This window comes from Bacillus sp. AM1(2019) (assembly GCF_009906915.1).
Taxonomy (GTDB): Bacteria; Bacillota; Bacilli; order Bacillales; family Bacillaceae; genus Bacillus; species Bacillus velezensis.
Map to the genome: position 1 here is coordinate 2,154,641 of NZ_CP047644.1, position 24,895 is coordinate 2,179,535.

32 protein-coding genes and 2 pseudogenes are annotated in these 24,895 nt (G+C 41.5%); 9 read left to right on the top strand and 25 right to left on the bottom strand.

From position 1 onward, the window contains the following. Positions 1-28: 28 nt before the first annotated feature. From GNE05_RS10305 to cgeC, 12 genes are all read right to left on the bottom strand, one after another. Positions 29-307, bottom strand: a complete 279-nt coding sequence (locus tag GNE05_RS10305; RefSeq protein WP_012117773.1) for a YokU family protein — start codon at positions 305-307, stop codon at positions 29-31. Then, positions 304-1,725 carry a lysine 2,3-aminomutase gene (gene ablA, locus GNE05_RS10310; protein ID WP_160182729.1) on the bottom strand — a complete coding sequence of 474 codons (1,422 nt, stop codon included), beginning with the start codon at positions 1,723-1,725 and terminating at the stop codon, positions 304-306. The genes GNE05_RS10305 and ablA overlap by 4 nt, the downstream gene beginning before the upstream one ends. Beyond that, positions 1,722-2,594 (bottom strand): putative beta-lysine N-acetyltransferase, encoded by an 873-nt coding sequence (gene ablB / locus GNE05_RS10315; protein ID WP_014418140.1) that lies wholly within the window; start codon positions 2,592-2,594, stop codon positions 1,722-1,724. Before ablB ends, ablA begins: the two co-directional genes overlap by 4 nt. Beyond that, entirely contained in the window at positions 2,557-3,858 is a 1,302-nt protein-coding gene (locus tag GNE05_RS10320; RefSeq protein ID WP_017417986.1) for a peptidase, read from the bottom strand. The genes ablB and GNE05_RS10320 overlap by 38 nt, the downstream gene beginning before the upstream one ends. Further along, a complete protein-coding gene (locus GNE05_RS10325; RefSeq protein ID WP_021493925.1) occupies positions 3,830-4,525 on the bottom strand; it encodes a 3-oxoacid CoA-transferase subunit B in 696 nt (231 codons plus the stop codon). The genes GNE05_RS10320 and GNE05_RS10325 overlap by 29 nt, the downstream gene beginning before the upstream one ends. Then, the gene (locus GNE05_RS10330) at positions 4,510-5,199 is read right to left on the bottom strand and encodes a CoA transferase subunit A (RefSeq protein ID WP_017417988.1); all 690 of its coding nucleotides are present in this window, start codon (positions 5,197-5,199) and stop codon (positions 4,510-4,512) included. Before GNE05_RS10330 ends, GNE05_RS10325 begins: the two co-directional genes overlap by 16 nt. A 6-nt stretch (positions 5,200-5,205) precedes the next feature. After that, on the bottom strand, positions 5,206-6,537 hold the full coding sequence (locus tag GNE05_RS10335) for an aspartate aminotransferase family protein (protein ID WP_021493926.1): 1,332 nt from the start codon (positions 6,535-6,537) through the stop codon (positions 5,206-5,208). A 246-nt stretch (positions 6,538-6,783) separates the two neighbouring features. Next, entirely contained in the window at positions 6,784-7,230 is a 447-nt protein-coding gene (locus GNE05_RS10340; protein WP_031304075.1) for an AraC family transcriptional regulator, read from the bottom strand. A 137-nt stretch (positions 7,231-7,367) separates the two neighbouring features. Next, positions 7,368-7,514, bottom strand: a complete 147-nt coding sequence (locus GNE05_RS10345) for a YjcZ family sporulation protein (RefSeq protein WP_014418145.1) — start codon at positions 7,512-7,514, stop codon at positions 7,368-7,370. 78 nt (positions 7,515-7,592) lie between these two features. Next, a complete protein-coding gene (locus GNE05_RS10350; protein WP_017417993.1) occupies positions 7,593-8,372 on the bottom strand; it encodes a GNAT family N-acetyltransferase in 780 nt (259 codons plus the stop codon). 38 nt (positions 8,373-8,410) lie between these two features. Next, positions 8,411-9,682, bottom strand: coding sequence for a glycosyltransferase family 2 protein (locus GNE05_RS10355; protein ID WP_021493928.1), 1,272 nt, complete (start codon positions 9,680-9,682; stop codon positions 8,411-8,413). 64 nt (positions 9,683-9,746) lie between these two features. Further along, positions 9,747-10,046 (bottom strand): spore maturation protein CgeC, encoded by a 300-nt coding sequence (gene cgeC / locus GNE05_RS10360; protein WP_007407929.1) that lies wholly within the window; start codon positions 10,044-10,046, stop codon positions 9,747-9,749. 210 nt (positions 10,047-10,256) lie between these two features. Here cgeC and GNE05_RS10365 point away from each other — a divergent pair, with 210 nt between their 5' ends. Both GNE05_RS10365 and GNE05_RS10370 read left to right on the top strand, forming a co-directional pair. Further along, on the top strand, positions 10,257-10,688 hold the full coding sequence (locus tag GNE05_RS10365; RefSeq protein ID WP_014418148.1) for a hypothetical protein: 432 nt from the start codon (positions 10,257-10,259) through the stop codon (positions 10,686-10,688). A gap of 6 nt (positions 10,689-10,694) precedes the next feature. Further along, on the top strand, positions 10,695-11,651 hold the full coding sequence (locus GNE05_RS10370) for a CgeB family protein (RefSeq protein WP_080130161.1): 957 nt from the start codon (positions 10,695-10,697) through the stop codon (positions 11,649-11,651). A 49-nt stretch (positions 11,652-11,700) separates the two neighbouring features. Here GNE05_RS10370 and phyC read toward each other — a convergent pair whose 3' ends face one another. Next, complete coding sequence (gene phyC, locus GNE05_RS10375) at positions 11,701-12,852, bottom strand: 3-phytase (protein WP_039254819.1); 1,152 nt, start codon at positions 12,850-12,852, stop codon at positions 11,701-11,703. 315 nt (positions 12,853-13,167) lie between these two features. Here phyC and GNE05_RS10380 point away from each other — a divergent pair, with 315 nt between their 5' ends. Continuing rightward, on the top strand, positions 13,168-13,593 hold the full coding sequence (locus tag GNE05_RS10380; protein WP_003153663.1) for an SDR family NAD(P)-dependent oxidoreductase: 426 nt from the start codon (positions 13,168-13,170) through the stop codon (positions 13,591-13,593). Between the two features lie 33 nt (positions 13,594-13,626). Here the strand turns inward: GNE05_RS10380 and sprB are convergent, their stop codons facing one another. From sprB to GNE05_RS10390, 3 genes and pseudogenes are all read right to left on the bottom strand, one after another. Continuing rightward, complete coding sequence (gene sprB, locus GNE05_RS10385) at positions 13,627-13,803, bottom strand: recombination directionality factor SprB (RefSeq protein WP_132104996.1); 177 nt, start codon at positions 13,801-13,803, stop codon at positions 13,627-13,629. 2 nt (positions 13,804-13,805) lie between these two features. After that, positions 13,806-13,979: pseudogene (locus tag GNE05_RS21460) on the bottom strand (hypothetical protein); the annotation flags it as partial. A 185-nt stretch (positions 13,980-14,164) separates the two neighbouring features. After that, a complete protein-coding gene (locus GNE05_RS10390) occupies positions 14,165-14,440 on the bottom strand; it encodes a DUF3221 domain-containing protein (protein WP_223255066.1) in 276 nt (91 codons plus the stop codon). 480 nt (positions 14,441-14,920) lie between these two features. Here GNE05_RS10390 and GNE05_RS10395 point away from each other — a divergent pair, with 480 nt between their 5' ends. Both GNE05_RS10395 and GNE05_RS10400 read left to right on the top strand, forming a co-directional pair. Further along, entirely contained in the window at positions 14,921-15,157 is a 237-nt protein-coding gene (locus GNE05_RS10395; protein ID WP_100261845.1) for a hypothetical protein, read from the top strand. 125 nt (positions 15,158-15,282) lie between these two features. Beyond that, the gene (locus tag GNE05_RS10400; RefSeq protein ID WP_094295959.1) at positions 15,283-15,657 is read left to right on the top strand and encodes a YoqO family protein; all 375 of its coding nucleotides are present in this window, start codon (positions 15,283-15,285) and stop codon (positions 15,655-15,657) included. 232 nt (positions 15,658-15,889) lie between these two features. Here GNE05_RS10400 and GNE05_RS10405 read toward each other — a convergent pair whose 3' ends face one another. After that, positions 15,890-16,342, bottom strand: a complete 453-nt coding sequence (locus GNE05_RS10405; protein ID WP_094295960.1) for a YoqH family protein — start codon at positions 16,340-16,342, stop codon at positions 15,890-15,892. Positions 16,343-16,718: 376 nt separating this feature from the next. Between GNE05_RS10405 and GNE05_RS10410 the strand changes: the two genes are divergently transcribed. Both GNE05_RS10410 and phrK read left to right on the top strand, forming a co-directional pair. Next, complete coding sequence (locus GNE05_RS10410) at positions 16,719-17,834, top strand: Rap family tetratricopeptide repeat protein (RefSeq protein ID WP_160182730.1); 1,116 nt, start codon at positions 16,719-16,721, stop codon at positions 17,832-17,834. Continuing rightward, positions 17,831-17,953, top strand: a complete 123-nt coding sequence (phrK, locus tag GNE05_RS10415) for a phosphatase RapK inhibitor PhrK (RefSeq protein ID WP_016936664.1) — start codon at positions 17,831-17,833, stop codon at positions 17,951-17,953. The genes GNE05_RS10410 and phrK overlap by 4 nt, the downstream gene beginning before the upstream one ends. A 40-nt stretch (positions 17,954-17,993) precedes the next feature. Here phrK and GNE05_RS21530 read toward each other — a convergent pair. Beyond that, a pseudogene (locus GNE05_RS21530) lies at positions 17,994-18,111 on the bottom strand (DNA polymerase); the annotation flags it as partial. Between the two features lie 380 nt (positions 18,112-18,491). On the opposite strand from GNE05_RS21530, the gene GNE05_RS10420 reads away from it, so the two are divergent. Then, positions 18,492-19,511 carry a hypothetical protein gene (locus GNE05_RS10420; protein WP_160182731.1) on the top strand — a complete coding sequence of 340 codons (1,020 nt, stop codon included), beginning with the start codon at positions 18,492-18,494 and terminating at the stop codon, positions 19,509-19,511. A 61-nt stretch (positions 19,512-19,572) separates the two neighbouring features. On the opposite strand, the gene GNE05_RS10425 is transcribed toward GNE05_RS10420, so the two are convergent. Both GNE05_RS10425 and GNE05_RS10430 read right to left on the bottom strand, forming a co-directional pair. Beyond that, positions 19,573-19,932: a hypothetical protein gene (locus tag GNE05_RS10425; protein WP_021493945.1), complete on the bottom strand. Its 360-nt coding sequence runs from the start codon at positions 19,930-19,932 to the stop codon at positions 19,573-19,575. 5 nt (positions 19,933-19,937) lie between these two features. Beyond that, positions 19,938-20,405: a DUF4879 domain-containing protein gene (locus tag GNE05_RS10430; protein WP_160182732.1), complete on the bottom strand. Its 468-nt coding sequence runs from the start codon at positions 20,403-20,405 to the stop codon at positions 19,938-19,940. A gap of 208 nt (positions 20,406-20,613) precedes the next feature. Here GNE05_RS10430 and GNE05_RS10435 point away from each other — a divergent pair, with 208 nt between their 5' ends. Then, positions 20,614-20,703 (top strand): putative holin-like toxin, encoded by a 90-nt coding sequence (locus GNE05_RS10435; RefSeq protein WP_076982784.1) that lies wholly within the window; start codon positions 20,614-20,616, stop codon positions 20,701-20,703. A gap of 255 nt (positions 20,704-20,958) precedes the next feature. Here the strand turns inward: GNE05_RS10435 and GNE05_RS10440 are convergent, their stop codons facing one another. From GNE05_RS10440 to GNE05_RS10460, 5 genes are all read right to left on the bottom strand, one after another. Further along, positions 20,959-21,297 carry a YolC/YozM family protein gene (locus GNE05_RS10440; RefSeq protein WP_127070397.1) on the bottom strand — a complete coding sequence of 113 codons (339 nt, stop codon included), beginning with the start codon at positions 21,295-21,297 and terminating at the stop codon, positions 20,959-20,961. A gap of 207 nt (positions 21,298-21,504) precedes the next feature. Next, the gene (locus GNE05_RS21255) at positions 21,505-21,759 is read right to left on the bottom strand and encodes a GNAT family N-acetyltransferase (protein ID WP_328700100.1); all 255 of its coding nucleotides are present in this window, start codon (positions 21,757-21,759) and stop codon (positions 21,505-21,507) included. Positions 21,760-22,056: 297 nt separating this feature from the next. Next, the gene (locus GNE05_RS10450) at positions 22,057-22,653 is read right to left on the bottom strand and encodes an SMI1/KNR4 family protein (RefSeq protein WP_160182733.1); all 597 of its coding nucleotides are present in this window, start codon (positions 22,651-22,653) and stop codon (positions 22,057-22,059) included. A gap of 1 nt (position 22,654) precedes the next feature. Then, positions 22,655-24,406: a T7SS effector LXG polymorphic toxin gene (locus GNE05_RS10455; protein ID WP_160182734.1), complete on the bottom strand. Its 1,752-nt coding sequence runs from the start codon at positions 24,404-24,406 to the stop codon at positions 22,655-22,657. A gap of 36 nt (positions 24,407-24,442) precedes the next feature. Further along, positions 24,443-24,877, bottom strand: a complete 435-nt coding sequence (locus tag GNE05_RS10460; RefSeq protein WP_160183203.1) for an SMI1/KNR4 family protein — start codon at positions 24,875-24,877, stop codon at positions 24,443-24,445. Positions 24,878-24,895 lie beyond the last annotated feature (18 nt).

Consider the following 24,895-nt stretch of genomic DNA (forward strand, 5'->3'; position numbering starts at 1 on the left):
TCAAGTGTGAAATTACAACAAAAGAAGACTAGGAGAAGTCAAAATAATTCCGTTTCAAGATCCGTTCTGTCTCCATCAGCTCTTGATATGTGAGTGTTTCCGGTAATTTTTTTGCATTGACTAAAAAAAGCTGATTTTCGATTTCTGCTATGACCGCTTCCTCCTGATAAGTCATGCCGCAGGAGGAACAGGCGAATGCAGGTGTTTCTGTAATTTCTATGGCCCTCGTACCGTCAGGAAGCTCCCAGTACACAGCCGCCTGACAAGCTGACGCCTTCTGATTGCCGCACCACTCGCATGGCTTCACGGCGATTCACCTCCGACTTCCGATCCTGCTTTTTGCTCTTTCTTTTGCTGTGCAATAAATTTCTTTTCTTTTAATTCATCTCTCTTTTCCCTGCGGTCTTTCAGCGTTTCATGATCAGGATTTGATGTAAACGTTTTCCTCCTGTCGATCCTCGATACATTTTCCGGTGTGAACGAAACCTCTTTGTCCGCGAAAATGGCGCTCAGTCCGACCGGCTCTTGTTTAGCCATCGTTCCCGGAAAAACAGATTCAAAATAGTGGTCGGCTTGATTCGGGATATAGTTTTCCGGCTCGGGATAAGATGTAATCACCCCTTCGAAGTTTCTGATCACAACTTTCTCCGGACTTTGGGAGAGCAAGTAGTTCGGCTGCAGGGCGATTTTACCGCCTCCGCCCGGGGCGTCGACGACAAAGGTCGGCACGGCAAAGCCCGTTGTGTGGCCCCTCAGTCCTTCAATGATTTCCAGCCCTTTTGACACAGGCGCTCTGAAATGGCCGATTCCCTCTGACAAATCACATTGATAAATATAATACGGACGCACGCGGATTTTCACTAAATCATGCATGAGTTTTTTCATAATCGGCACCGAATCGTTAATGCCTGCTAAAATAACGGCCTGGTTACCGACCGGAACACCTGCGTTAACGAGCTTTTCACACGCCGCAACCGATTCTTCCGTCAGTTCGATGCTCGTATTAAAATGAGTGTTCAGCCAGACCGGATGATATTTTTTCAAAATCTGACAAAGGTTATCCGTTATCCGCTGCGGAAATACGACGGGCGCTCTCGTTCCGATCCGGATAATTTCAAGGTGGGGAATGTCACGCAGGTTTTTCAAAATATATTCCAGAATCTGATCGTTGATTAAAAGCCCGTCTCCGCCGGAAATCAGGCAGTCACGGATTTCCGGCGTTTCCCGGATGTAAGCGATTGCCGCATCAAGCTGTTTTTTCGGCACCCCCATTCCGATCTGTCCGGAAAAACGCCTTCTTGTGCAGTATCGGCAATACATCGAGCATTGATTTGTCACCAGAAAAAGAACGCGGTCGGGATAGCGGTGCGTAAGACCGGGAACCGGTGAATCTTCATCTTCAAACAGCGGATCTTCAAGGTCATATTTCGTTTTGTGCATTTCTTCTGACAGCGGCACGGACTGCATGCGGATCGGACATCTCGGGTTATCGGGATCCATTAAAGAAGCATAATAAGGCGTAATGTTCAGGGGAATGGTTTTTACAGACATCCTGACGCCTTCTTCTTCCTCTTCGGTCAAATGAATGACTTTTTTCAGGTCATCGACGGTTCTTACAGTATGGGTGAGCTGCCACAGCCAATCATTCCACTTTTCTTCCGGCACATCTTTCCACAATTCAATCTCCTTCCAATGACGCTTTGGCTGAAACCATTTGTTTGTCAAACGAATTCCTCCTTATGAATGGCCAAACGTAAAGTCTTGCACCATATATTCATATTTTCGAGCCCTTCTGAAATGCGGCAGTTGTTCACAAGCCTGCCTCTGTAGCCGTATCCCGCATGGTACAAAACGGCATTCATCCCGTAAGACGCTGCACGGGCCAAGGAAAAAAGATGAATGATTCCCCGGCCAGCGAGTTCCTGCTCCAACGCTTTAAACAAGTGTGCTGTTACGGAGTTCCCCCTGTAATCTGACAGAACCGCGCAATCGGTCATTTCAGCGTGCCCCAATACCGGATTGATATCTGCGCTTGCCGCCCCAATGAGACGATCCTGATCAAATGCGGCATAATAGATGGTGTTTTCTCTCATTGTTTTTTTAATATAAAGGGGATTAAAGACAGGAGTCGGATAGGTAAGAAAAACATGTTTATATAAGTGCGATAAGCGGTCTGCATCATCTTCGTCCGCTTTTCTGAACATCAGCGCGCTTTCAGTCTGAGTCAGTCCCCGCTGCGGTGTCTCATATAAACGGTCAACAGTCGAATCTTCTGATACATATGAATCTGACCGTCTCCGTTCCTCTGATAAATAGCGCACCATCACAACAGCCTCATGCCCGTTGTAATACCCGTCTATGACACCCTCAACAATAAAAAGATGCTTGACAAATTCCGGCTCATCGCCGCGCTTAGCAAAGAAAATTACCTTTTGGGCTCCTTCTTGCTTTGCTTCTGCCAAAACGGCCGGAATAAGCGCCGTAATCTGCCCGTCATAACGAATGACTCTGAGCCGCTCATTGAAACGGTCTGCATCAATCTCAGCCGCCCCCTTTTCAGCCCTCAGTTCCTTTATCAGCTCCGTCACCCCCATCTGCCACCCCGCACCATTCCATCATAAAAAGAGAAATGATTTTGACGGCATCGATTAACGCCCGGATTTCAATGTATTCATTCGCCTGATGCGCCGCCTTGACTTCTCCCGGACCGAAGACGATGACCGGCGTCTGTCCCGCGTGCTGCAAAAGCCCTCCGTCCGTTCCCCACGGGGACGCTTCACGAACCGGTTTTGCCCCTTTCATTTTCTCAAAAGAAGATTCCAGAGCGGAAATCAGCGGATGCTCATCCGGGAGATCATTCGGAAGCCACTGAGCCCCAAACCATTCTATTTCCGCGGGGTGGTGTTTAAACCATTCATCCCGGTACTCCAAATCTTTCAGCCAGCTTGCCAGTTCTTCTTTTACTGCTTCCGGCGTTTCATTCGGCGCTATTCCGCACCTGCCTTCTATCACCACACGGTCAGCTACCGATGATGGCCACGTTCCCCCTTGGACGGTGCCGATATTAATGGGAACCGGAATCGGAACGTCCCGATAAAGCGGGTCTGTGATACGGGCGTTGCGGACGTGTTCAAGCTCTTTAAGGGCTGTGATGACATGCAGGCTTTTTTCAATGGCGCTCACCCCTTCATAGCGGGTGCCGCCGTGTGCGGACAATCCTCTTACCGTAATGCGGAACCACATAGATCCTTGCTGCTTAACAAACAGCTTTAAATTAGTCGGTTCCGGAATAAGCGCCCCGTCAGCCTTGTAGCCCCTCATAACAGCCGACAGCGTTCCCGCGCCGCCGCACTCTTCATCTACGACACTTTGAAACAGAACATCTCCTTTTAACGTAATCCCGCAGGCTTCAAGCGCTTCTAACGCAAACAAGAGGGCTGTATTGCCGCCCTTCATATCCGTTGAACCGCGGCCGTAAACTTTGCCGTCCTTTTCAACAGCGGTAAACGGTTCATACGTCCATGCGGCGGGATTTCCTTCCGGGACAACATCAATATGTCCGTTCAGTATCAGTGATCTTCCGCCCCCGGCCCCTTTTTTTACGGCTGTGATATTCGGGCTTTCATGGAAATTTTCGCGTTCCGATACAAAATAAGGATGCTCTTTCAAATGTTTGACACTCGGCTCCCATACATCAATATCCATGTCAAACTGTCTCAGTTTTTCTAAAACGACTGCCTGTGCGTTAAATTCATGGCCGAACGTGCTTTTTTCCCCGATCAGCCGTTTCAGCAAGCTTACCGCTTTTGCTGTGTTTTCTTCCGCCCACTCAGTGACTTTCTTTTCTAATTGATCCATGGACAGACCCCCTTTTAAGAAAACATTCTCCCAATCTGATTTCGGCATCCGTTGTTTGAATGACATCGTCTATGGTCGTGCCATTCAGCAGTTCCTCAAGAACAAAAGCCCCATCATCTATGCTGATGACGGCTTTCTCTGTAATGATGAGATCTGCACAGCTCGCTGCTGTAAGCGGCAACGAACAGCTTTCGACCAGCTTCGGCCGGCCTTTCTGATCGGTGTGGCTCATGACGACAACCACTTTTTTCGCGCCTTGGGCAAGCTCCATCGCCCCGCCCATTCCGGGCACTTTTTTCCCCGGCACGAGCCAATTGGCGAGATCACCTGTCCTGCTGACTTGGAGCGCGCCTAAAATGGTAATATCTATCAGCCCTTTTCTGATCATGGCAAAAGACAGAGCTGAATCAAAATAGGAAGCACCCTTAACTGTACTGACAGGAAATCCGGCCGCATTGCATAAAAGCTCATCCTCTTCTCCGCGCTCCGGACTTCCGCCGATCCCCAGGACGCCGTTTTCCGCCTGCAGCATTACCTCCATGCCGTCCGGCAGAAAATTCGGCACTAAAGAAGGAATGCCGATCCCCAAGTTGACGATCATTCCTGAGGTAACTTCACTGGCGGCCCGCCTCGCAATACTCTCTCTTTCCGCTATTCCCAAGCCCATCTCCACTTCACTCCTTCACTTTGCACGACACCCTCCACGAAAACGCCCGGCGTTACAATATGCTCGCTGTCAAGTTCGCCGGCAGGCACAATCTCTGCAGCCTCAGCAAATGTTCTTTCGGCCGCCGCAGCCATCAGAGGGTTCATGTTGCGCGCCGTTTTGTCAAACGTCAGATTCCCAAATTCATCAGCAGTATGTGCGGACACAAAAGCGAAATCAGCCGTCAGCGCTTTTTCAACTAAATAGGACTTTCCGTCAATCGTTACGGTTTCTTTGTTTTCACAAACGGTTGCGTTATCAATGCCGATATCAGTTAAAATACCGCCTAGCCCCGCTCCGCCTGCGCGAATCCGTTCAGCAAGCGTCCCTTGCGGCGAAAATTCCACCTCAAGCGCTCCGTCAGTCATTTGCCTGCCCGCGACAGGATTTGAGCCGATATGGGAAGCGATCAGCCTTTTTACCCGTTTATGAACGATAAGCGGGCCGATGCCGATTTCCGGAAATCCGGCATCATTGCAGATGACGGTCAGCTCTTTAACGCCGCTTTCCAAAATCGCTTCGATTAATGACGGAGGTGAACCCACTCCCCCAAAACCGCCGAACATGATGACAGATTCGTCCTTGACATCGGCAATTGCTTCATGAATATCGGTTTTTTTATGAAAAATAGACATATCAGCTCAATCCTTCTTCATCATTTTTTCAACTTCTTCTGCGGCCTGGGAAAATAGATCTGACAGCTCATCCAGCTCAGCATATGAAATCGTGAACGGCGGGGCGATGATGACGGCGTCTCCTTCCCCGCTGTCAATACCGGGCTTTGCAGGGTAAATAAGCAGGCCCCGTTTTTTTGCCGCTTTAATGATTTTTTCGGTGAAGGCCTGTTTTTTCGAAAAAACGTCCTTCGTCGTTTTATCCTTAACGAATTCAACCCCGATCAGGAGGCCTTTACCGCGGACATCCCCAATCACCCCGCTGCGCTCTTTGATTTCTTCTAATTTCCGTTTCAGCATTACGCCTTTTTCCTCTGACTGCCGAAGCAGCTCGTGTTTCTTAACATAGCGAAGCACTTCAAGCGCCGCTCTTGCACAGTATGGGTTGGCACTGTACGTATGTCCGCTCATAATGACCCCGGAGCCCCGCTTGATCGTTTCAACGATGTCATCAGACGCAACAGCTGCCGCTATCGGAGCGTAACCGGCGCCTAACCCTTTTCCGAGCACCGCGATATCAGGTGCGATCCTCCAATGCTCAGAAGCAAGCATCCGCCCTGTTCTCCCGAGCCCCGTCATGACTTCATCCGCGATAAACAAAATACCGTGCCTGCGGCAGACATCCTCAAGCGCTTCATAATAATCTGCCGGCGGAGTGATGGCCGCCCCGGCTGCTCCGACAATCGGTTCTGCGACAAATCCCGCGATAAATGAGGAACCGACCCGCTGAACAGCCGTTTCCAGTTCAGCCGCCGCAGCCTTCACAAATTCCTCTCCCTGCAGCTCAGAACGATACATATTAGGCGCTGAAACGGCCGGAAACCGTTCAAGCAGTTGGGTGAAGCGGTATCTCCGTTCGTAGAATCCTGATAATGAAAGCGCTCCCAAAGTAATACCGTGATAACTGCCCCATCTTGATAGAAAGACGGATTTTTGGTATTGCCCTTTTTCCTGCCAATATTGAACGGCTATTTTCATCGCTGTTTCGACTGCCTCTGAGCCGCTGTTTACAAAAAATGACCAATTCAGCCCGCCCGGCAGATGATCGGCCAGGAATAAAGCCAGTTCTTCTGCCGGAGTACTGGTGAATTGCGAGCGATACACAAACGAAACGGAGTCAAGCTGCTCTTTTAAAGCTTGTATAATATCCTCCGTGCCGTGGCCGATATTGCAAGTGACCGCCCCCGATGCTCCGTCAAGATACTTGTTCCCCTCCTGATCATACACATATGATCCCTTTCCATGACTGACTGACGGATAATTCCCGTCAAGCTCCGGTTTGATTAAATAGCTCCCCATATCTTTCCACCTCGAAAACCCATTTGCTTCATTGTATGAACAGATGAATAACCGCATTCTTATCCTTCAGAAAGTTTTTTGCAGAAAATACCTTTCTGTAAAACAGGCTGCCGGAGATGTCCGACAGCCTGAAGAGCGTTCTGGAAATTCTATTCCTATTGTTGATTTTATTCTTTGCTCAGCTCATCATCACATCATTTTTGATCTGAATCAGTATAAGCAGAAAGCGGAAAATTCCCGTCTTCTTTACTGTATGGGAATCAATATTTCACACAAATGATGATTCACCTTTTGTAAAGTATACCTTTCGATAATGGGCTGTTCTCTGATTGATAAATTATTTTTTTCGATCTCAGAAAAAACAGTGTTCCAAAATCCACTGACTGCCTCTTTTGTATGATCAAGCAAGAAAACAGCGTACTTCCCTCCGGAAAATGTACCGATCCGGGCTGGTTCAGGCACATGGTCTTGATTGATAACAAGACAAACATCATAGCGGCATTTCTCTTTAGGAGTACGATTCGGATGATCTTGCGGAATTCCTAAAATGACAGAATGATCAAGCAGACCATTCAATTGCGCCCAGTTTTTAAATGACTCCATCAGTTCTTTGTTTTGCTTTCCGCCATACTCTCCGACGTTTCGGAAATAAGCAATTCTTGATTCAGGTAATTCTTCAATCGTTATGTCCACATTTTCGCCCCCTTCTCCAGAAAGGTAATATGTATTAAAATGTTTTTCAAGCTGATTTTTCAGCATGGAAATAACAAAAAGCCTGCAGAAAGTGATGTTCTCTGCAGGCTGATTTTCATTATAGGATTTTTTTCAGTCTAACAAATAAAAGCCGCACCGACGATGATTAATAAAATAAACAATACCACAATCAGCACAAAAGTGCTGGTTCCGCCTCCGCAGCCGCCGTGCCCGTAACCATAGCCAAAACTGCCGCAGCCGTAGCCATATCCGTATCCGTACATACGCAAATCATCCTTTCTTCTTACGATATACGGCATTGTATGCGGGCCAACTCCCAATTGGTTTATGCGAATGCCCAACTATGTAAGAAAATAATGAAAAATTGTATGCACGCGCCGAAATCTTTTGAAGCCGAGTTTTTCATAAAAGCGGTTTACACCGTCCATCCCGGACGTCACAAGGTATACGGTTTCCATGCCGTTCAGCTTTGCCGCCGCCATCAGCTCATTCATCAATATCGATCCGTAGCCTTTTCGTTGGAATTGATCCAGAATTGCGACTTCTTCTATTTTTGCGGTTTTATCTGCTTTGTTGATGAAAAGCTCTCCGCAGCCGATCGGAATCGTTTGTGAGGCATCGCTGTAGCACACGACAAGCATAACCGTTCCGTCCTTATACAAAGGATATTTCCGCTCAAGCTTTTGTTCGGCCGCCGCCTCGCCAATGTAAAGGGCATCATAGATGTTCATAATAGACGACCCGTCGGCGAGGCTTTTTTCCGTTCCCCAAGCAGTGAGCGGGTGTCCGGCCTGCAGGTCCCCATTTTCCAGTTTCCTTGCAAAAAACAGCTCATCTTCCACTACGCAGCCCTGCTTTACCAGAGTTTGTTTCAGAAGAAGCGGAAACGTGTGCTCCGGAGCCGCTTTCACATGAATATAATTGGCTTGAAGCATGCCCGGAACGGACGAAAAAAACGGCAGGAGTTTGTCTAACGGAAATGTATGGTGCAGCTGAATAAAGTTATGCGAAAAAATCTGCGGCAAAAAAGGGTCCGTATATACACTGAAATGCTCGAACCTCTGAATGCCGGAAGTAAGCTCTATATACTGCTTCTCGGTTTTATCAAATTGATCGGTCATAAAAGCTCTCCTTTTCCTTACACATCCAACTGCATCTCTCAACCTTTTGTTATATTGAGATTTCTCATAATTTCATCGTACACCGGATAGAACGGCATTCCAATTGGTAATTGTTTAATTTGCTGAAAGGAAATGGGTATCGCCTTCTGATTCGCAAAAAAGCGTTTCGCTACGTCATGACTGATCGGATGGAGAACCCCTCTCAAATAAACATAAAATTCCCGTTCAATGCGAAACAGCATTCTCCCGGGCAGATGTTGAATACAGCCCGATGTCCCCCGGCTGATCGGCGGACCGTCCGGAAGCGCTTGTATTTCGTCCCGTTCTAAAGCCGGGATGTCATGCCGTTTAAATCGGTAAAAGCGAAATGCGCTATGATCAACCAGCCTTTTCTCCCCGTCTTCTATAAAATAAACATGAAACTGATCCCTGACGAGCTGAAAATTCGGAATACTGACGGAGTTCTCTTCCTCATATTGAAATAAAAACGGATCCGGAATGACGACGGTTCGCCCTTCATATAACGTATGCCAGCGCTCGTTTACAGGCTTCCTTTTATTTCGGTCAAGCTGATATACTTTCTGATCCGTCCCCTTTACAAAGGACCCGTCGATCAGGACAGACGGAAGCGATTGATACGTGTTCTGAAATGAGTGGGGTGTTTTATAGGTCGTATCCAACACTTCTTTTATCGGCAGAAATGATGTAAATGTGTTGAGCCTGCTCCAAAAAACAGAGTCTCCGTGATTCCAATGCATAACATCTTCGTCCCAAAAGCTGCCGAACTTCTCTTTCACACGCTCAAGCAATGATCTCCGGTGCATCACCGAACAGTGATCAACGAGAAAAGCGGCCTGATCAAGCACCTCTTCAGCAAAACGATAGAAGTGGAATTGTTCTGTTCCGCGCCCGTTTACATGTATCACCTTCTGGCTGGAATAGACGGCATCAAACCCGCTGCATTGATTAAGAACTTCCGCCATGCGGCTGAGCCTATCCGGATGAAATACGGTGTCGTCTGTCAAATAAGTGATGTATTCGCCTTTAGCCCGTGAAAGCGCATCATTAATCAAAACGGCATACCGGGTCGACTTCAGCCGTTCGGCAGGATTGATAAAACTGTTGTCATAATATATGCGAGGATCTTTTATATACGTACTGATGGCAGCCGAAGTTTCTTCATTTGAATGATCATCCATCACAAACAGCTCCCAATTGCTGTAGGTCTGATGCAAAACACTTTCAATCGCCTGTTTCACAAGATCCGGTTTGTTGTAACTCGTTAAGATAATTGAGATCTTCTTTTCCATCCCATCACCCCTTCTGTAAAACGTAAAAAACGGCTCCGAAAGAGACAGAGCCTGATATCCGTTATTAAAAAGCACCCCAGCTGACGATGCTTGAAATCGCGACGTTTGATCTCGTATTATTGAGCGGATTTTGAAAAACGGCCAAATCTGACAGCACTTCTTTGACAATTACGTTTTGCAGTGTGCTGCCGTTAATCAGATTGACGCGTGATACAGGAACCCCAAGCTCTTTTGCCATTACAAGCTGACGCCGCAAATCTGAATGATCTCCGGACGGCTGACGGGATAACAAAAGAAGAAGAAGCAGTACGAGCTGAAATTCCTCCTCAAAACCCCCGTGTTTTACAGTTTCTTCTGAATCCAAAGTATTCCTCTCCTTCATTTTTTAATCTATACAACGTATGTCATACTCTTACAATCCGCATAGGCAAACAAAGCCTGATTCGAAAATTCAGCTGTTTGATTAAATATTGAAAAAAACACAAGCAAAACGGCATTCGACTTATACCAATCTCTTCAATCAGGAATATGAATAAACGTGAGGTTGAAATTGTTAAAGGAGGTGTATGTTCGCATGAGCGAGGATCGTTTGGAGCTTAAAAAGGAGTTATTGAAAACTCTTTTAGCCCCTGTATTTGACAACAGCGCTTTATCTGGCGGCACAGATGGAGGAGATAATGTGGAAAACAAAGTAAAAGATTTATTGGAATCGGCAATTGATGCAAAAGTAGATGAAGCAGCGGCGAAAGACAGTCTCAGCGCACAATCTGTATTGGGAAGCGGTATTTCATTAGCGGCGAGATGGATTTTTGCAAGAATTCAGCCCGGCACTGTCATCAGCATTGTGATGGATTCAGGAGACATGATCGGCCCGGTTCAATTTGTTGCCTTTGACGAAATTCACGGAATCGTTTTTGTTACGCAGGAAAATTCCGTTACACCGGCAGGCTCTGCTACAACATTGCTTGACGTCGACAAAGTTGAAAGTGTCACGTTCACTTCGTAACAGCATATGAACGTTTTATATATCCGTTCAGGATATAAAGGCATATACACGTATTTTGACCGCTGGATCGAGGAAGGCTTTTTACAGTCTTCCGTCCGCTTTTTTTCTGTTTCTGAGTTTGAGGAAGATACCATCCGCAGTATACGGGCATTCAAACCAGACATCAGCCTGATGATGACGGGAGACCGTATTCCATCTGAATGGCTTCAATGGCTGAAGACAGAACAGATTCCCGTTTATCTATGGATGACGGAAGATCCTTTTTATTTCGATGTGAGCATGACAATCGCCCCTTTCGCCGATGCCGTTTTGACGATAGAACAAAACGCGCTTGATGCTTACCGGCAAATGGGCTTACAGCACGTATATTATGTCCCGATCCCCGTTAATCAGCGGCTTTTTAAGAAACAACCTGCTGAAGCCTCTCTTCACACAAATCTGCTTCTGATCGGATACCCTTACCCGAACCGCGTTGAACTGGTGAAAGCAGCGGCGAAGCTTCCGTATACGCTTCGTATCATCGGGAAGGGATGGCGCAGACATCTGCCTAAAAAAATCGCCAGGCAGCAAAATGTGCTCGTAATGGATGAATGGATTGCACCCGAACGTGCCGCATTATATTACAACAGCGCAGACGTGGTCTTAAACCCTCACCGTTCTTATCGGTTTGCGCTCAATCAGAACGGACGCGGCATCGAAAATATCAGTTTAAATACGAGAAGCTTAGACATTGCGGCTTGTCAGGCCTTTCAGCTGACAGACCTTTCTCCCGCGCCCCCGTTTTCATCCTTTGTTTCTTACAGCGGGCTTGCGGACTTTGCGGATAAGATCCATTTTTATATGACAAACCCGGGTGAACGTAAACAAACCGCGGCGCTTAATTACCAAGAGACAGTACCGGCGTACACGTATGACCAGCTTCCGGCTGTGCTTGCGGCTATCCGTTCCAAGACTTTCTCATGAAACGCTCTTCACATCAAAAAGCAGCTTGGATAAGCTGCTTTTTTCATGTTTATTTTCCGCTTCTGTCAGTCAGTTTTCTCGGGTCAACCTGTTTATTGACCTGCGGGTGAAAGCCGATTTTATCAGCGATTCTTTCCCATGGCACCATTTTAAAATTTTGATTGGCCTTTTGGCCGTGATCTATATTTTCTCCGTCCTGTGCGACAAAAAGGCCGAACGGATATTCAGGCCCCAGCCCGAAACCCAGAACGTCAATTCCGTCTGTATCGCTTGTGCCGTCTGTTTCAGGCCCGTCTGTTATCTGAAAGTCCGCAACATATTTGTTCTGTCCCTGTCTTTCATAAATCGCGTAGCTGCTGTTACCCTGGCTTGATGCAAGCAAATAACCTTTCCCGTCAGCAGCGTAGTAAATCGTCAGTCCTTCAATATCAGGGGTTAAATGCCTGCCGTCGGCACGATCGATAACCGTTCCGTTACTGCCGCCGTCCGGCTCAGCGCTGAACTTCCAGATGGCCTCATCTTCTTCTGCGATATAAAGACTGCCGTATTCATCGTCTGCTGCCATCCCTTCTGTCTGAGAATTCATTTTAAACGCCCTTACCTTTTTGCCGGATATGTATCCATTTTTATCAGCATTTAATTCGTATTGTTCAAATTCGCCTTCTTTCCCTGTCACCATCGCGTAATACTTTCCTGTTTTTTGACTGTGGTACAAGCTGAAACCGTATACTTCATCAATTGCTGATGCAATCGGGCGGTCTGGATCCGTAATGCTTTGTAATGTGCCGTTTTTTCCGTCGATGGCGTAAATCTCAATGGTATTCTTTCCTTCAGACCGATTGGATGCCGCCGCAATATCAACTTTTTTTCCGTTCAACGGAAAATCATAGCGGATATCAACATTGTTCAGCTTCCCGGTAGGATAGGAATGAAGCATCTTTCCCTCTAGGCTGTACACAACTAAGCCTGATTTTTTATTGGTTGTGATCAATTTGCTGTTCTGAGGATTCTTGGGGTCCAGCCAAATCGCAGGATCATCAGCTGCATCACCTGCTGTATCAACCGGTTCCGTTTCCGCCGCCGCATTCACGGTAAAATGATAAGGATCAGACAGCTTATGCTTGGCCTGGGAAGAAACCGCACCGCATGTGAGCATCAATCCGGCTGCCGCGGTTAACAAAAGTGTTTTTGAATGATTCATTTTCCTTCCTCCTTTTATGAACGTGCACATCAATTGTAAAATACATACAGGAATGTCAGTGTTAAGTTTTTGTGAAGATTGTCCGCATGTGAGAATTTATGAAGAGAAAGAATTGACGTGAGCAAATATTTAAAATGAACATTTAGTACAATGTTTTATTTGTGATTTCTATTCTATTAATCGGGCAAAGCGATATGAAAGCGCATCAGATTAATGTTTTTCTCTAATTTTTGATTTATTGGTTTCTTTCATTAACTCGCTGAAATTGTTCAACATATGATGCATGGTAGAGAAACGAGAGTTGGAGGATAAGCCATGCCTAAACAGCAAGCAGTAGAGCTACAACCGTTTTTTCACGATAAAACTGTTCTCGTCACAGGCGGGACAGGATCAATCGGAAGCCAAATAGTAAAACGCCTTTTGCTCTTAACCCCTAAAGAAGTCATTGTGTTCAGCAAAGATGACAGCAAACAATATGTGATGAAACAAAAATACGCGGATGAACAAAGACTGTCATTTGTGCTCGGCGATGTTCGTGACTACAGAAGAGTCAACCAAGTGATGAAAGGTGTTGATATTGTCTTTCACACAGCTGCGCTGAAGCAGGTTCCGACATGTGAGGATAATCCCTTTGAAGCCATTCAAACCAACCTTATCGGCGGACAAAATGTCGCAGAAGCCGCTTTGCTGCAAGAGGTGACGCATGTGATTAATATCAGTACCGATAAAGCCGTTTATTAAGATACTTACTACAAACAAATCAAAAAAAGAAGCTTACTTTGCACTCCTTTCCAAAGCAGCCTCCAATAAATGCTGAGCAAATTGTTTATAAAATTCATCTAAGTCATTACTCGCTTCATCCTGATCTATATAGCGGATACTGTAATTATCTTTATGGACAACCTTTATTGTTTTCTTCTTTAATTCCTCATAACGTTGGTAAGGTTCCAAAACTACACCCCCGCTTTCACAGGAGTATTATATGTATGTAATGGTTCGTCTCTTGACTGTTCTTTCTTTATCAAAGCTTCGCAAGCTTGTTCAAATGTATGGTTATCTTTTTTCTTTATCCAGCGTTCAGTACCGATCTCTTCGCATATGAATATGGGAATGCTGGTTTTATTCAAGGTGCCTATAAATTCAAAAATGAATTCTTGACATGGGCCTTCTCTGCACCTGAGTCAACAATCGTCAAATAAATCTTGGCGCAGGATTAAGCCACCGCGAATGAGGTGAGGTTTGAAGACATTTTTTCTGTTCAATATGCCGCTTCAGTTTTGAAGCGGTATTCCTGGGAATGAAAGAATATGTACTAAATACTTTCAAACTTTGAGATGTTTGTTTTTGGCGGTGAAGATTCATTTAATTTTTTATACCAAATACGAATTTTTTGTCCTTTGCTCAAATCATCTTTATTGTTAAGTTGACTAAGTCCCAGTAAAACTATATCCGATCTATACTTTTCAATAATCTCTTTTTCACTAAGATTTTCATAGTCTTTAACATCAGCTTTTTCATTAGGTATGAGAATTGCTTGATTCTCTCCTTTTAAAATGACATAGCCGACCATGGTTTGCTCAGCCTCCATAAAATGTTTGCTATGTTGGTTTTGACACCCTAATGTTATACATAACAAAACTAACAGTATTATAAACACTCTATACAAGTTCAAACCGCCCTTCTTGCATATTTGTAACAAGAATAAAACACTGTTTTAGGAAATGACAGACTAAAACGCCTCATGTTTATGAATTTAAACAAATTCCCCCTGGACAAATGGAACACGGCGAGGTCTGCACCATTATAGAACCGCACAATTGCATCATGAAATATTCAATTGGCTGATCAACCACAACACCTTCTTTAAGCGATCTAAGTTAGGTAAGGCCTGACTTCTAAGTCTATCTAGCCAGTTTAAATTAACTAAGGATATGTTCAGCTTGTCCTTGAAATGCCAGATTGCTTTACCTTGTTCTTGACTTAAAATGTTTATCATTTTATCATGCTGACTTAATATAATGTTTAAGTGTTTTTATATGGGAGGAATATGTGTAAGGAGGCGGTTTATTTGAAAAACGATCAGAAAATAACACTTGACTCTCCTTTTGCGTTATCCACTCTTATTGTCTTACTTATTGCATTGTACCCCTCCTATTCTTCTTGGTTTGTCACCATATTCTTTTTAGGATTTGCACTAATATACACATTTGAAAAAAAGAGCAAATCTTCAAAACTAATTGCTATTATCTCTTATCCATTATTTATTGTTGCGTTTGTTTACAGCATAATAAACAGCATGTCATGATCCACTCTAAATTTGTTCTTAAAATTACGATTTTAAGTTAACTTTAAACTGCATTATGTTGAGAATATCCCCTTTAATTGGTAAGCTGACATCTAAGGTCATACTTATACAAAGCAGGTGATATATTGAACAAAATAATCGGAATGACCGGATTAATTATCTCCTTACTTGTGCAAGGGTTCTCACCAAGTGATTCATTGACTCATAAGGTCGCCATGGCTTGTCTATTTTTGTTCTTATTGGTTTATAATTTTAACCATACTAAGGAGTTCTCTAAAAAGTCTCTGGCGATTATAGGCGCTTCCTTTATTGTGCTAATGCTTGGAATTTATCAATTGCTCTTTTTTACCGGTGATTACTTTGAAAGTCGCGGTTTAAATTTTGGATTTATCCTCTTACTTGAAATTGCTTTAGTTATTGGATTAGTGACTGCTGCGCTGAGTTTAATTAAGCATATTGCAGACCGCTTAAGGAAAACACCTGATGGTAAAGAGCGTTGACTCTTTGCTTTTTTTTAGCTAACCATTTCTTTTTATGCCGTCTTTCTATGTACAAAATCAAACGCAATATCGGCTTTTGCCGGCTCTCTTCTGTCAAATGATGAATTGACTCAGACATTCGATCTTAATGGACTCTTCTTCATTTTTCACCAGAATTTCTCGATCAATTACCTTTTTGACAATTTACAAAAGATCCAGTCGCATTGCTCTCTTTGATAAGAGCTCTAACTTTCTAATAGCAAGATTGAATATTGTTTGTTAATACACTCGGCCCCAACTTTTGTGTCTTAGAATTTGAAAGGCGTACTTGCACTTTAACATTTGTCATTTCAGCCGATATGGAATCAATCCTTCCAGCCCAATTAGGACTCTCTCCCTCGGGAGTCGGATATAGTTTAAATCGCCAACTGATCTCCCCTGTTTTGGCGGCAAATCCTTCATAACCGTCGTAGCTTCCATAAGAAGATGGTTGAGGAAGGTGGACAGCAAGAATACTCATATTCGTTCTTGCAGCACTTGGCGGGTATAACCGCACTTTATAGATTAGTGCCGCACCCTTCGCATTTTTCAGTTTTTGATTTACCGGTTCGAGGACTGCACTACAAGGCATTGGACTTGCTTTCATTTGAGTTGAAGAGGCAATAACAGCAGCCAATAAAGGTATAACCAAGATAAATCGTTTCATCTACATTCCCTCACATTTTTTTGTTAATTTCCCTTACTCCCGAATTAAATATTCATCACTTTTGAATGATTAGCTTCATTAAAAGGTGAAAAAGGCAGTACTGGAGCTAAAGGAGCTACTGGTGCTGCCGGTAAAGATGGAAAATCAGCATATGAATTAGCTGTTCAACAAGGTTTCTCTGGAACATTAGATGAGTGGCTTGCTTCTCTGAAAGCAACAGCAAACTGATCACGTACCCTTCTCTAACGAGGAGTGTATTTTTTCCGTTTTTTCAAATTAGAAACCACAAAAACTCTACATCCTTTTACATTTTTTTCAATGACATGTTATGATTATTTTCAAGGGATTTTGGAAATTTTCAGAAAGAGGGGTTTGGATGAGCAAGATCGCTTCAGAGGTTGTCGCTACTACACTGAATGATTGGTACATTGCTATAAAGAAACAAAAGGTAAATGAGTCAATAAAATATTACTCAGAGATAAAAAGCCTGTTCGATGACATGGAAGAAGATCAAGAAGTTCTTGCATATTACAGTTTATTAGAAGAAAGACACAAAATGTTGCTGCATTCTTCACGCGGAGAGCCATTACAAAAGCACACTTATTTCACTGAAGAGAATGAAAATTTCATAAAAAGAACGAACGATAAATTGGAATATAACTTTTATCTATTTGAAGCAATGTACGAGGCATACAACAAAAATTATGATCGAGCAATTAACTTATATGGATTAGCTGAGAAAAAGCTTGCAGAAATTCCGGATGAAATTGAAGCAGCTGAATTCTACTCCAAGGTCTCCTACCTATACACTCTTGTTAAACAAAGCATTGTGGCACAACACTACATCAAGAATGCAATTGCAATATATAAGCGACACCCTGACTATAAATGCAAACTGGCAACTTCGACAATGATTGCGGCTGCAAACTATTCCGATATGAAACGGTTTGAAGAGTCAGAAACATATTATTTAGAAGCAATAGACATTGCACAAGAAACACAGGATGAATATTTGGAAGCTCAGTTATATCACAACCTTAGTATCGTGTATTCTGATTGGGACAAACCTTATAAGTGCATTAAATCTCTCGAAAAAGCTATTGGAAATGAATCTTGGATGAATTCAAATTATTATATAAATTCTTTATTCATGATGATTAAGGAACTATTTAAAATTGACGAAAAAATGAAAGCCATTAATTTTTACAATAAGGCACAGGAAAGACTCATATTAATGGAGAATAAGATATACGAAGCCAAAATTAGCATCCTATACAACCTATATTGTGGTGAATTAAAAAACAACTTCAATAATTGCATCCGTTATATTGAGTTTTTAAAACAACAAAATGACCTTGAAAGTGTAGATGAATTGTCCTACATAGCTGCAAAAAGGTTTGAATCAATAGGTGCTTTTGAAGAAGCAACAAGCTTTTTCAATGAAAAAATTTGGGCTGAACAGAAAATGAATCAGGTGGAGGGAATCTTATGAAAAAAATTGTGCTTTGCGTATCTATTTTAACTGTAATTTTAAGTGGGGTAGCTTTAACGCAATTGAGTACAGATTCACCATCTAACATCCAGGTAGCTGAAAGGCCAGTCGGAGGTTAAAAATTAATTTAGCCCTACTCATATGAGTGGGCTTTTTATTTTATGATTTGTGTCCACCTGTCAAACCTGCTCTATGCAAAGCTGTGCCTCCAGGTGTATAAGAAACAGCGTAAGATCGCTTTTAATCCGTATTTATTTCTTATCCCATCCATAACAAAATTATGGAAGCATGGGCTGGAAAAGGTGTAAGGAATTATCAGAACAATTGGAGTAAGCGATTCAAAAGCAAAAAGAAACAGTATGTTAAGGGCGCAGATATCTATGATAAGGTAAAGGCTCAGAGATATGCTAGTAGTAAAACAGGTAAGCCTTATTCAGTAGCTGCAACCAAAAAAATACAAATAAATAGTATTGCTCTAAACTTGTGTGGCAATCATACAAAAACACAAAAGGGACAGACCTAGACAGTAATGGAGGCGCACTTGTTACACCTGCAGATATTGATCGTTCATCAAAAACTGTTAGCTACTAATCATTTTACTTGCAGATTTATTCTGCAAGTGTCTTTTTATTTTATATAAAAGATAAGGAGCGTTATATGAAAAAGTCTTATGTTTTATATGGGATTTCAGGAGTTCTAATTGGTGCAATAGTTATATTGTTGATCAATGCATTCTTTATAAATAAAGGTGAATACTCTGTAAGTACTTCTAAAATTAATCCAACCGAGGATAAAATCTTTTTTATCTATTCAAATCCACTCATCAAGAAAAGCGTACTCATATCCACATCACAAGGAGAAGAATTTAATAAACGATACTTTAAGGTACCGGATATACCATATATCCAGAAAAAAACCCCCTCTTCAAACGATATCGTCTTGTTAGCTGAACATGAACCATATTATTACACATTAAAAAACAACACCATTAAGGAACATAAATTGTCCAATCCATTTGCTTTTTGGTATCAAGGAGAGGATATTTCCGTAAAAGCCTATAATGTCGACACCAATGGAAATGAACTGAAAGTAAATGATAAAAAGTTCAATAAAAAATATAGCCTAACTTTACCTTCCCTAGTAACCATGGGAGGAAGCGATAATAGGTATATTTACGTCATTCAAGGAATGTCTATGTACGTCATTGATAGAAACACAGAAGAGATTATTAAAACGATTGGATTAGCTTCCTATGGAGATTTGTTTGATCACTCTGAAAAATACGTTGTAGCTAGCTCAGAGCATGAGCTAACTATAATCGAAAAAGGATCATGGAAATCAAAATTCATAAAATATCCTGATGATCTCGAACAAGCGGACACAGTGTATTACGACAAAAAAAGTGGCAAATTTTACGTTACATATATTAATAAATCCGGATACGCCTGCTTACTTGAGTACGATAAGGATTTTTCTTTTAAAAAATTCGATTTAAAATTTCCATATATGAATGCAAAGTTTAAAGATCAAAAACTTTATGTGATTTCACAAGAGGAAAACAAAAAAGGGGTTGGTGGCTATATGGGGATTTTTGATATCCGTACTAAAAAGAAACTTGATGAATTTGATTTACCTGAAGAAGAAACAAAAGTGCAGGACTTTATGGTTTTAGATTAAACTTAAAGAATAAGTTGCAAAGCAAAAGCCTCTTCCTGTAGGAAGGGGCTTTAATTTTAAATTAAATAGATGTTTTATAAGCGTTAATTGCTTGATTTCTCAAAAGCATATTATCTTTCGTCACCATTCCAAGATTGTATGCTTGTTTGATGATATCTAACACTTGATTATCAGTTTCAGTTACGGCTCGTCCCCCAGTTATTCTGGACTTCCAGTAATCAAACTGGTGATTTAACTCTGAACTGCTTTTAAGGTTTTTATTATCAACTACTTTGCCATTCTCCAGCGCTTCTTTGAATTCATTAAAACCAATTGAACATTGCTGATTCGAACTAATTCCTGCACCTTCTGTCGCTAAACTGCAAAACGCTAAAAATTTCGGATCTTTCGTAATATTGTAAGAGTTATTTAGACCTTCCATAACATTCACCCTCTCTCGAATTTTACAACGTTGCTATAAATGATTTTCATGTTTTTCCCAAGACCTTCAACTTGAATCTCATTTGAAGGAAGTTCGTTCATTGGAATTTCAATGTATTTGTCCCATCCTATCACAACTTTGTTTTGTCCAAGTATAGGGTCATATTTGTATATGTTCGCTTCACCTTTGTATAACAAATTTCTCCCATCCTTTGCTTTAATAACGGTCGAATTTGTATAGCCCATAAAGCGAACTTTAATATGCAGCTTGTCACCTTTCAAAACATTTGTTGCATTTGGCTTGCTGCTTGTAATAGGCTCCCATACAAAGTCGTTTCCATCCGATGTGACAGAAAGAATCTGAAGACTGTAAAGCGGTGTTGCTTCAACTGCTTCTGCTTTTGATGTGTTAATAGAAAACATCGTTGTAACAGCAAGAAGTACAATTGTTACTAAACTAAATACTTTTTTCAATTTCACAACCTCCTTGGTATTATTTCACATGTTATTTATCGGTAATTCCAGCGAGATATTTAACTTAAATACAAAAAAAGAACCTGATTCTAACATGGTTCTTTTCGTTTTAGTAACTGAATGGGTTTTTAACGACATATAAATGTTTCCTGTACATTAAGTTTGCTCACTCAAGGGAGTCTTGCTCATCCCCTATGGAAAGGGGGTGATGCTTATGTCAACATTTCAAGCATTAATGTTAATGCTTGCATTCGGGTCGTTTATAATTGCCCTGTTGACGTATATAAATAAAAAATAGACCTCCCTTAAGCCTCAGAACCTGAAGGGATAGGTCTACTAAGAAACCGCATCGAGCAAGCCTTTTGACGGGGTGTGACCAACACCATGCTCTTTTTATTTTATGCATTTCTTATTAAAGAAATACACTATAACCAGTTTGTATTTCACAGTTTGATTACAACAGATTAAATGAAATAATTGGAATATTTACAAAACTTTTGTTTATTGAATATCACCGTTATTTTATTTAGAGCCGATAAGAAGCTTTAATGTATCAATGTGCTTCAACACTTTCCAAATACTTTTCATGTTGTTCTTCTAAAACATTGATATCCTTTTTAATAATTTTAACTTTATATTTTTCTTTAGCTTCCTCAGATAAATTGTCATTTAGATAGCGCCGTAATTCTTCTTCATTTTTTGTTTTATCCATACCAATTGATATGACTGGGTCTGTTTCTCCAATTCCAAAGCTAAATAAGCCAAGTTCATCCCATGCACTTTCTAATACTTCCTCAGTGGATTTTTGATTTTTAAAAGAATGTGTAACTGCGCCATACATGAACACAGAAAAACAAACAATGATCAAGACCCCAATTAATTTCTTTTTCATTGTCTCCTCCTTTCATTCCAAGAATACCATAAAATACAATACATGGAAAAATAATTCCTCAGCCAACAGTATCCTCGTTCATTACGGGTTGGTTTTGAGAGGATAAATGCTAATCCGCACCTTAATAACGATCTAATTAGATTAAGTTACCGTCTATCATCGTTTGTGAAAGTAACCTCCCACACATTCACCATAATCTCGGGAATTTTATTTTAATACTTTTAGGAGTTTTACATATTCACCATATTCATCTTCACAAAAAAATAATACGGTTGTAAAACCCTTCTTTTCATATAGATGCCTTGCGTTTAAGTTATCTGTATCTGCACCGAGTGTTATTTCCTTATATCCAAGTTGTTTAGCATAATCAATCAAATAATCAACAATAATACCACCTATCCCACAATTTCGATATCCTTCTTTAACAATCCTACGAGATAGATAAATGCGATTATCCAGAATGGTATAATCTGGGTCATTGTTTTAAAGAACTAACGATCCTTCTCCTATAAACTCGTCATTTACTGAAGTAAATAAAAGTAATTCTGTTTCCACTTACTAATTCGTCATAAAACACCTTAGCCATTTTCTTTTCCATGTCCCAAATATTATTACACTTATTGTATTCTTCGGGTTTTAATTTCTTTATTTGGAACGAATCCATAACCTCTCTCCCTTTTTATAATTAGTTTCTATCGAAAATAAAAAAGCTCTCTTTCTGAGAGCTTAACTTTGCAATACTTTTCCTAAAAATAAAAGCTAATTGTCCTTACCAAAGAGCAATTTTCCAAAGTCATTGTCTAAAATCTCAATTTCCACATCACTGTTACTATCATCCGTTTCAATTGGTTCGTCTACTAAACTTAGGATAAACTCCTCAAACGAATTGGCAATTAGGAAAAAGTCTTTATCAGGCTGACTTAATTCGTGATCCCAAAACAAAACTTTTTCATTGTCGATGTCCATACATATTTCATTACCACCTGCCGAGCTTGCTATAGGAATAATATTCCTAGGAAAGCGATCAGAATAAGTATTGATTGCTTCTTGGAGACTGTTATGATCGTTAGCTAAACCATAGAAGCTCTCTAGTAATTGTGTATCATCTTCCTTACCCATCCAAGGATCTTTCTCTATAGGTTTATAGCAAACGTCGTACTCAACTTCATCTGTTGTTTTTTTACTTTCTAAATAACAGCCTCCATATCCCTTCAAAAAATCCTTATAGTCGGAAGGCAATTGATTACCTATATTTCTTTCAATTTCTTTGAGTTGCTCGTTTGTATTAATGTTGGATTCTGTTTCAGTATCTATCGTAAATTCTTTTAACTTTTGTTCAATTTTATTGAAACTCATTCTAATACCCTCCCCTTAAATCAGAAGCTCCTCCAATATGAGGTATTTTGTTATTAATCACACTAGGCACTAGTTGTATTGTGACACTATCCAAATGGTGTGGGGTAAGTCCCTGTTGTGACAGCCATTTTTTCGCCTGCGCTTGAGATTTAAAACCCTTGATCTCTTTAATTTTTTTATAAACAAGCCTAAAATCTTTTTTCGTTCCATTTAATTCACCAGACTTAAACTTAATGTTTGCAACAGTCCATGGAGTAAAATCAGGACGTCCATCTTTAAAAGTAATCGGTTCTCCCTTAGTCGCTGCTTTTACTTCAGGTATGTCGGAATACCATTTTCCGTCACCAGGTGCGCCTTCCCATCGACCTTTATTCCTTGGTAATACCGTTCTAGGATTTGCTGATTCAATTAATCTAAGTAACCGATCCTTTAAATTTTCACTGTTAACTACATTATAAGGAACTCCTCTAGCCGGAACAACATCGTAACGGGGATTATAAGGCAATAAATCAGCAATTGAGACCTCTTTCAGTTTTTGGCCTGCTTTATTGACTTTAGAGGTGACTTTTCCTGCTACATCTGCTTTTGTAAGTGAACCGGCTCCCTTTGTGCCTACTACAGAGGTAACTACTGTACCTATCGCATATGTCACCCATCTTGATCTGGAGTAAGCATCTCCATTTACCATATCCTTTTGATAAGATTCCTCGATTGCTGCTGAAATGGAATTATACGTGTTAATTGGATGAGCAACTGCCCCTATGATACCTTCGACAACTTCATCAGGTTTGCTGATCAGCTGCCATAAACCGGTTACCGTGTCTTTCCCGACATCATATAGACCGACGCCGGCTCCTTTTAAAATATCCCAAGTCACTTCCCCGGCTTCTTCCATCTGTTTTGCTTGTTCAAGCTGAATGACATATTGCTGCTGGGAAGGTTCAAGGTTTTCATAGCCGATCTTCTTCGCAATTTCTAAATATTCATCTGGATCGGTCACACCGTCAGCGAGCTTTTTCTTCAAATCCTTGATCTCCCGCTCTTTCGCCTCTTCCTTCTTAATTGTCAGATAAGCATCCGAATGTCTTGCAATTTCGCCTTTTTTCTTATGTATGTCACTTTCCCTGTATGCCTTAGCGTTATAGTGAAGCGGAGTGGCGTTTTTTCCTTGGCCTGTTGCGTTTTGGAGCTGTTGAAAATCTGCCTGAATGAAATGTTCGTTTGCCTCGGTTTCTGCGTATTCTTTCGTTAGATCATGATCAAGCTTTCCGAGCTTATGTATGGTCTCATCCCGTTTTTTATCTGCTGAATCCAGCTTTTGATCGACATCCTCTGTCGAGAAAACATCAAGATGAATGATATCGCTGATTTCATTTATGATGTCCTTGAGTTCATTGCGCTGCTCCTGCATGATGGCTTGTGATTGATTCTTCGCATAAATCAGCTCGTGTTCTAAAAATGACTCTTCCACAAACGAATCGGCCAATCCGGCATCAGCTACTTTTCCTGAAATACTGTTAAGAAACGCAATCTTCATATCGATCAGATCAAGCCAGCTGTCCGTGACACCGGCGTGATCTTGAAAAAAGGCTTTAATGTTGTCGGCGCCTTTGCCTGAAAACTCACTGTCGTCTAAGTCAGCCATTCCCTGATAGGCTTTCCTGAGTATGATAAATTGTTCTCTAATCTGATCGTATTGTTTTGCCCGCTTTTCTGCGGCTGAAATGAACGAGGCTGCTTCAAATACTTTCATTTAAGTCTCCTTCCCACTTAATCTTATCTAAATTTTCTATTCTGAAATATATTTATAATACTCTTGGATTTTCGGCTTCACTTCCCAGTATTTAGCTCCATTTGATGACACCAACATGTCAAACCATATCTCAAAGTTAGAGTCTAAATATACCGCATCTTCAATATTATCAATTGAATCCAGATACATCATATATCCTAATCCCTTATTTGATTTGTTTGTGTCAACAACATACCTGCCATCATAGTGGTACCCAATTAGGACATATCCCTTAGGGAAGTCTTGAACTTCATTAAATTCAATTATCCCTTCTGTACTAAGAAGCTCAATACCATTAAACATTTCCATTCCATTGTGATTGAATAGGAACTCTTTATAATCATTAGGCAAAGTTACCCCTAACATCTTTTCTAAACTATTAATTTCTTGAGGACTAGCAGGATCTTTGAAATGAAAAGTAGCATCTTCCATGACATATCCTCCATGATG